Genomic DNA, 6690 nt, shown 5'->3' on the forward strand with positions numbered 1-6690 from the left:
TGGTCGAATTCGGGGCATGGCCGATTTCTTCGAAGACGTAGCACCGGTTCGGCGGGTCCGAGATGACGTGATGGACGTCCACCACCCCGAGGAAGCGGGGCCGCGGCCGGCGGTGATCTTCGTGCACGGTGGTCCCGTTCCCGAGGACGTCGAGCCCAAGCCACGGGACTGGGAGGGGTTCATCGGCTACGGCGCGCTGGCCGCGGCGGCCGGGCTGGTCGGGATCACCTTCAACCACCGGCTCCACACCGACATGCACTACCCGCAGGCCGCGGACGACGTCGCCGCGGTGATCGAGCGGACGCGGCAGCTCGACGTCGTCGACGGCGACCGCATCGCGCTGTGGTGCTTCTCCGGAGGCGGGCCGATCGCCGCGTCGTACCTGCGCACCGCGCCGTCGTGGCTCCGCGCGGTCGGGTTCACCTACCCGGTGCTGGCCCCGCCGCCCGACTGGCCCGGCGACAAGCCGCGCTTCAACGCGGTGGAGGCGGTCACCGAGCACCCGGAGCTGCCCAAGCTGCTGGTGCGGGTCGGCGACGAGTACGAATTCTTCGTGCCCACCCAGGACGCGTTCGTCAAGGAGGCCCGCGAAGCCGGTGCTGACCTGGAAGTCATCGAAATCCCGGACGCGGCACACGGTTTCGAGGGGCACGGGCCGAATCCCGCTGCCCGCCAAGCGGTCGACCGGGCAGTGGACTGGATGGTCGCCGCTCTGAACAAGTGAGCTCCGGAACCACGCGGCGGTGAACGTTCACGCCTGCGCTACCGGTTCGTTCGTCGTTGATCACGTGGTGGACGGCTCGTCCCCGCAGGATCTCGACGACGTTTCGGACAAAGCAGACGAGGAGTTCGCATGTTGCGCCGGATCGCGGTTGCTGCCGCAGCCGCACTGGTGGTGTCGATCGGGCTGGCACCAGCACCCGTTGCCACCGCCGCCGAGGTGGACGTCGCCGCCATCGCGCATCGCGGGGCATCCGCCTACGCACCGGAGAACACCCTGGCCGCGGTGCGGCTCGGCGTGCAGATGCGGGCCGACCTGGTGGAGATCGACGTCCAGCAGACCGAGGACGGCGCGCTGGTCGTCGCCCACGACAACACGTTGGAGCGCACCACCGACGTCGAGCAGAAGTTCCCGGACCGCGCGCCGTGGCGGATCTCCGACTTCACCCTCGACGAGATCCGCACCCTGGACGCGGGTTCGTGGAAGGCGCCCGAGTTCGCCGGTGAGCAGGTCCCGACGCTGGCCGAGGTGCTGGACGTCCTGCAGCGCGGCCGCGCCGGCCTGCTGCTGGAGGCCAAGTCGCCGGAGCTCTACCCGGGCATCGCCGAGCGCATCGCAGGCGAACTCCAGGCGCGGCCCTCGTGGGTGCGGCCCGACCCGGAGGCCCGCAACCTCGTGGTGCAGAGCTTCGACTGGGACTTCGTCCGCCACTTCCACGACCTGCTGCCGCAGGTGCAGGTGGGGGTGCTGGGCGCGCCGACCGAGGCCGAACTCGCCGACGTGGCGACCTATTCGAACCAGGTCAACCCGAACCAGGCGCAGGCGACACCGGAGTACATCGCCGCCGTCCACGAGCACGGGATGCGGATCAACCCGTACACGGTCAACGACGCGGCGCAGATGCGAACCCTGATCGAGCGCGGTGTGGACGGAATCATCAGCGACCGCCCCGACGTCCTGCGCTCGGAGATCGACGGAGCCTGACGAGCCAACTGACGCGAAGCGGGCCGTTCCTCCGGGAGCGGCCCGCTTCGCGGGTTGACCTTGACGCAGGGGCAAGCCGTCAGGCTGGTCGGCATGACGGCGAAGATCGAGCACTTCACGGTCCACCACGACGGGGTCGCGATCGCAGCTTCTCGCGGTGGCCGGGGACGACCGCTGGTCCTGTGCCCCGGGTTGCTCACGACGCAGGCCGATCTGGGCGAGCTGGTCGGGTTGCTGCGGCGCGACCACGACGTGGTGACCTTCGACCTGCGAGGTCACGGGCTTTCCTCGGCCGCCGACCGGTATTCCTTCGACGCGTTCCTCGGTGATCTCGCCGCAGTGCTCGCGGAGCTGAGCCTTCCGGAGCCTGTGCTCGTGGGCCACTCGCTGGGCGCGGATCTGATCGTGCACCACACCTCGGAGCATCCCGAGATCGGCGCCGAACTCGTCCTCGTCGACGGGGCGAACCCGGTGCCCGAACCGTTCATCACCGAGCGCGACCTGCCCGAGTTCTGCGCGATGGCGGAAGAACTGCGGCGCGAGGTGAAGTCCCTCGAGGGCACGCCGCGCCAGGTTTTGCTCACCGGGCAGGAGATCGTCGGGCTGAACCTCGAGGTGGAGGCTGTGCGGTCCGGAATCCTCGACAGGTACCGGAAGATCGACCTCCCGATCAGCATGATCATGTCGACGTCGATGGCCGGCGACAGCGGTGAAGGGCGTGCACCGTGGCGCAACCGGAACTGGCGCGCCGGCATCGAGCGGCTGGTCCGCGCGCGGCCGCGCACCACCACGGCCTGGCTCGACGCGGATCACGGGCTGATGGTCGCTCGCGCCCCTGAAGTCGCCCGGCTCATCCGTCGCGCATCGGGTCGGGCATGACCCGGCGAACAGCCGCGAGGCCCAGGAGACTGGTCGGATGCTGACGATAGGTGAGCTGGCGTCGCACGCCGGGGTGACGGTGCGCGCGGTGCGGCACTACCACGCCAAGGGGCTGCTGCCGGAGCCGGAGCGGGACCGGTCCGGCTATCGGCGGTACGACGCCGGTGCGGTGATCGAGCTGGTCAAGATCCGGACCCTCGCCGAGGCGGGGGTACCGCTGGCGCGCGTGCGGGAGCTGCTGCGGGCAGACCAGGAGGAGTTCGCCGCAGCCGTCGCCGACATCGACGCGAGGTTGCGGGCGGAGATCCGGCAGCGGCAGCGGCATCGCGAGCGGATCGCCGGCCTCTCCTCCGGAGACAGCCTGGTGCTGCCCCCGGAGGTGGTCGACTTCCTCGAACGGCTGCGGGAGCTCGGCGTCGACGAGCGGATCGTCCAGGTCGAACGCGACGGCTGGATTCCCCTGGTCGCATGCTCTCCCGGGCGGGTCCGGGAGTGGATCGCGCGCAAGCAGGAGCAGATCGCCGACCCGAAGTTCGTCGACCTGTACCTCGCGCTGGGCCAAGCGTTCGACTGGGCCGACGACGACCCGCGGCTGGTCGAGCTGGCCGACGAGCTGGCAGCCCTCGTCACCCACCTCGCCGAGCAGCGCGGCGATGCCTACGTCGACGACGTCGACGTGGACCCGCCGTTGGCGGAGCTGATGGACGCCCTGGCATTCGAGACCGCGCCGCCGGCCCGCCGCCTGATCGAACTGCTGGCGGAGCGCGGCTGGCGGGGCTGGACGAAGCTCGAACGAGCGGACCCCGCGCGACGTTCCCGGTAACCGCCACAGGGAGTCCACAGTGGATTATTTGGGAATGATGCACTGCTGGCGGCGAGAACTGCGCACCTCCCGCTGTGGTCGTGGACTCAAAATTCCATTGAAATCGGAGGTTCGATTTCAATGGAATTTGCGGACCCGCGCGCCGGGGTCACTGCTCGGCGGTGGGTTCTTGGATCGAGGACCAGGTGGTGAGGAGGCGGGTGAGGGATTCGGTGGTTTCGCGGATCGCCGTGACCGAGCAGGTTTCGTCGCTGACGTGGGCCTGGTCCGGGTCGCCCGGGCCGTAGACGATCACCGCGGGGGAGCCGAGGGCCGGTGCCAGGACCGAGGCGTCGGTGAAGTACGTGGCGTATTCCGGCTTCTCGTCGGCGTTTTCCGGGCGCAGCGCCGCCACGATGGCGCGGGCCAGCGGGTCCTCGGCGCTGGTCGCGACGCCCGGCAGGTCCAGTTCGGCGGCGATTTCCGTGCCGGGGAGCGCGAGTTCGGTGATCGCGGTGCGCGCGTCGTCGGCGGTGAACTCCGGGGTGGTGCGGATGTCGAGCAGCAGATCGGCCCGGTCGGGCACCAGGTTCGGCTGCACGCCGGAGTGGAACGCGCCGACGTTGACCGTGGCCGGGCCGTGCGTCGGGCTGGTCGGCCAGTCGTCGTTGCGGTGGATGCGCACTGCGGTCTCGGCGAGCGCGGCCAGGGCGTTCTCGCCGAGTTCCGGGCGGGACCCGTGCGCGCTCCTGCCGTGCGCGGTGAGCCGCAGCCACAGAACTCCCTTGTGCCCCAGCACGATCCGGTTGGCGGTGGGCTCGGCCACCAGCAGCGCGGGGCTGGGCGTGAGCTCGGGCAGCAGAGCCGCACCTTCGCAGCCCGTTTCCTCGCCGAAGGTGAACACCAGCTGCGCGGCGAGCTCGTTCGGGGCAGTGCTGGCGGCCTGCACCGCTGCCGCGACGATCGCTGCCACCCCGGCCTTCATGTCGCTGCTGCCCCGACCGCGGAGCCGGTCGCCGTGGATCTCGCCGCTGTGCGGGTCGAACGTCCACGTCGCGGGGTCGGCGGGCACCGTGTCGAGGTGCCCGGTGAGGGTGAGCGGGGTGCCGGTGCCGAACCGGGCGACGAGGTTGGCCCGGCCGGGGCGCGGCTCGTCGACGGCCACCTCGAAGCCGGCGGCGGTGAGCAGCGGGGCGATCAGTTCGGCGGCGGCCTTCTCACCCGCGGCGCGGGTGTCGAGGCGGACGAGTTGTTGGGTGAGCTCGATCGGGTCGGGCACGGGTCCTCCGGATCAGGGCTTGGGCGGAACAGCGGAACCGCGGATGACCAGCTGCAGCGGGAGGTTCCGCCGCACGGTGCTGCCGCCGGGGTCGGCGATGCGGGTGTGGACGAGCTCGAGCGCGCCGCGGGCCAGCTCGGCGACGGGCTGCTGCAGGGTGGTGAGCTTCGGGCGCAGCCATTCGCCGACCCGGATGCCGTCGCAGCCGACCACCGAGAGGTCTTCGGGGATGCTCAGGCCGTGCAGTTCGGCGGCGCCGAGGACGCCGACCGCGGCGATGTCGCTGCCGACGAACACCGCGGTGGGCGGCTGCGCGGCGCCGGTGAGGTACGGGAAGGTGCTCGCGCCGAACTGCTCGGTGTAGGGGCCGTGCAGGACCAGGCCCTCGTCGACCTCCAGCCCGGCGTGCTCCATCGCGTCGCGGTACCCGCGCAGCCGGTCGCGGGTGGTGGACAGCTCGCGAGGTCCGGCGATGTGCGCGATGCGCTGGTGGCCGAGCTGCGCGAGGTAGGCGGTGGCCTGGTAGGCGCCGCCGTAGTTGTCCACTCCGATGGTGTCCACGCCGGTGGTGTTGGCGATCTCCTCGTCCAGGACGACCACCGGCAGCCCGTCGGCGATGGCCTGCAGCAGCCGCGGGTTCTCGCGGTGCATCCCGACGTAGATCATTCCGTCGATGTCCTCGGTGTCCGCGACGAAGTCGCTGACCTTGGCCTCGCGCTGCGCTTGCCGGCCGGTGACCCCGATGACCAGCGAGGCGCCGCTGACGGCAGCGGCGGTGGCGATCTCCTCGGCCAGCGCGGCGAAGAACGGGTTGGCCAGTTCCGGGACGATCAGCGCGATGACCGGTGCGTGGTCGCGCCCGGTGTCCGCGGTGGCCGCCGGGCGCACCTCGTAGTGCAGCTCCTGGACGGCGGCGTCGATCCGCGCGGCGGTCTCGGGCTGCACCTTCAGCTGGCCGCGCAGGTAGCGCGACGCCGTCGAGGTCGACACTTGCGCACGTTGCGCAACGCGCGTCAACGTCATCCGCGCCCCTTCCATCGAGTGCTCTGGGCGCAGTGTATCGGCAAGGCGGCTCAGGTCGACGCTTGACGGAGGGCGCGGCGCGGATTAGTTTGCGCAACATCGAGCGCAAAGTTTGCGCAACATCATCCAACAGGGGAGGCGGATTTGAGCCGCGTGCTGCTGGCCGGGGAGTCCTGGGTGGCCCGGACGACCGACGTCAAGGGCTTCGACGCCATCGATCGCGCCCAGCTCGAGATCGGGGCCGAGGCGTTGCTCGCGGCGTTGCGCGCAGAAGGCCACGACGTGGTCCACCTGCCGTCGCACCTCGTCGCGACGGACTTCCCCGCGTCGCTCGACGAGCTCGGCGAGTACGACGTGGTGATCCTGTCCGACATCGGCGCGAACTCGCTGCTGCTGCACCCGCAGGTGTTCAACCAGGGCCGCCGGTTCCCGAACCGGCTCAAGCTGCTGGCCGAGTGGGTGCGCGCCGGCGGCGGGCTGGCGATGGCCGGCGGCTACCTCAGCTTCCAGGGCTTCCAGGGCAAGGCGAACTTCCACGACACCCCGATCGAGGAGGTGCTGCCGGTGGAGATCCTGCCCTACGACGACCGGGTGGAGTCCCCGGAAGGCGTCTTCGGCGAGCTCACCGGTACCGCCCACCCCGTCGTCGAGGGCCTGGACGCGCAGTGGCCGGCCCTGCTCGGCTACCAGAAGCTCGTCGCCAAGTCCGACGCGACCGTGCTCGCCACCGTCGAGTCGCGGCCGCTGCTGGCGGTGCGCACCGAGGGCGAGGGCCGAACCCTGGCCTTCGCCTCGGACATCTCGCCGCACTGGGCGCCGACCGAATTCCTGGAGTGGGACGGGTACCGTCGGCTGTTCCACCAGGCGGTCACCTGGTTGGCCGGCGACCGGTAGTCCCTCCGCCTCCACTGTTTCCAGACTCACCTTGCTTAGCGGTGCGGGTGGCGGAACCTCAGACGCCGCCTGGCTGCGGGATCCCGTTTTTATGTATGTCCAATACAC

Annotated in this window: 7 protein-coding genes; 5 read left to right on the forward strand and 2 right to left on the reverse strand. The window is 70.6% G+C overall.

Annotation, left to right across the window (positions count from 1 at the left end):
* Window positions 1-16 precede the first annotated feature (16 nt).
* The 4 genes from ABTZ89_RS10725 to ABTZ89_RS10740 all read left to right on the forward strand — a co-directional run bounded on the left by ABTZ89_RS10725 (window position 17) and on the right by ABTZ89_RS10740 (window position 3407).
* The gene (locus tag ABTZ89_RS10725; RefSeq protein ID WP_351042773.1) at window positions 17-724 is read left to right on the forward strand and encodes an alpha/beta hydrolase; all 708 of its coding nucleotides are present in this window, start codon (window positions 17-19) and stop codon (window positions 722-724) included.
* A gap of 129 nt (window positions 725-853) precedes the next feature.
* Window positions 854-1705 carry a glycerophosphodiester phosphodiesterase family protein gene (locus ABTZ89_RS10730; protein ID WP_351042776.1) on the forward strand — a complete coding sequence of 284 codons (852 nt, stop codon included), beginning with the start codon at window positions 854-856 and terminating at the stop codon, window positions 1703-1705.
* A 93-nt stretch (window positions 1706-1798) separates the two neighbouring features.
* Window positions 1799-2584: an alpha/beta fold hydrolase gene (locus tag ABTZ89_RS10735; RefSeq protein ID WP_351042779.1), complete on the forward strand. Its 786-nt coding sequence runs from the start codon at window positions 1799-1801 to the stop codon at window positions 2582-2584.
* A gap of 37 nt (window positions 2585-2621) precedes the next feature.
* Complete coding sequence (locus ABTZ89_RS10740) at window positions 2622-3407, forward strand: MerR family transcriptional regulator (protein WP_351042782.1); 786 nt, start codon at window positions 2622-2624, stop codon at window positions 3405-3407.
* A gap of 148 nt (window positions 3408-3555) precedes the next feature.
* Here the strand turns inward: ABTZ89_RS10740 and ABTZ89_RS10745 are convergent, their stop codons facing one another.
* Window positions 3556-4665: a M20 family metallopeptidase gene (locus ABTZ89_RS10745; protein ID WP_351042784.1), complete on the reverse strand. Its 1110-nt coding sequence runs from the start codon at window positions 4663-4665 to the stop codon at window positions 3556-3558.
* A 12-nt stretch (window positions 4666-4677) separates the two neighbouring features.
* Complete coding sequence (locus tag ABTZ89_RS10750) at window positions 4678-5703, reverse strand: LacI family DNA-binding transcriptional regulator (protein ID WP_351042787.1); 1026 nt, start codon at window positions 5701-5703, stop codon at window positions 4678-4680.
* A 138-nt stretch (window positions 5704-5841) separates the two neighbouring features.
* Here ABTZ89_RS10750 and ABTZ89_RS10755 point away from each other — a divergent pair, with 138 nt between their 5' ends.
* On the forward strand, window positions 5842-6582 hold the full coding sequence (locus ABTZ89_RS10755; RefSeq protein ID WP_270952825.1) for a glutamine amidotransferase: 741 nt from the start codon (window positions 5842-5844) through the stop codon (window positions 6580-6582).
* The last annotated feature ends 108 nt before the right edge of the window (window positions 6583-6690 follow it).

The sequence above is a fragment of the Saccharopolyspora sp. NPDC002686 genome (genome assembly GCF_040295745.1).
Taxonomy (GTDB): Bacteria; Actinomycetota; Actinomycetes; order Mycobacteriales; family Pseudonocardiaceae; genus Saccharopolyspora; species Saccharopolyspora oryzae.

Excerpts from the sequence above, each read along its gene's own strand:
- ABTZ89_RS10725 (WP_351042773.1), top strand. The coding sequence starts at position 17 with ATGGCCGATTTCTTCGAAGACGTAGCACCGGTTCGGCGGGTCCGAGAT.
- ABTZ89_RS10730 (WP_351042776.1), top strand. The coding sequence starts at position 854 with ATGTTGCGCCGGATCGCGGTTGCTGCCGCAGCCGCACTGGTGGTGTCG.
- ABTZ89_RS10735 (WP_351042779.1), top strand. The coding sequence starts at position 1,799 with ATGACGGCGAAGATCGAGCACTTCACGGTCCACCACGACGGGGTCGCG.
- ABTZ89_RS10740 (WP_351042782.1), top strand. The coding sequence starts at position 2,622 with ATGCTGACGATAGGTGAGCTGGCGTCGCACGCCGGGGTGACGGTGCGC.
- ABTZ89_RS10750 (WP_351042787.1), bottom strand. The coding sequence starts at position 5,703 with ATGGAAGGGGCGCGGATGACGTTGACGCGCGTTGCGCAACGTGCGCAA.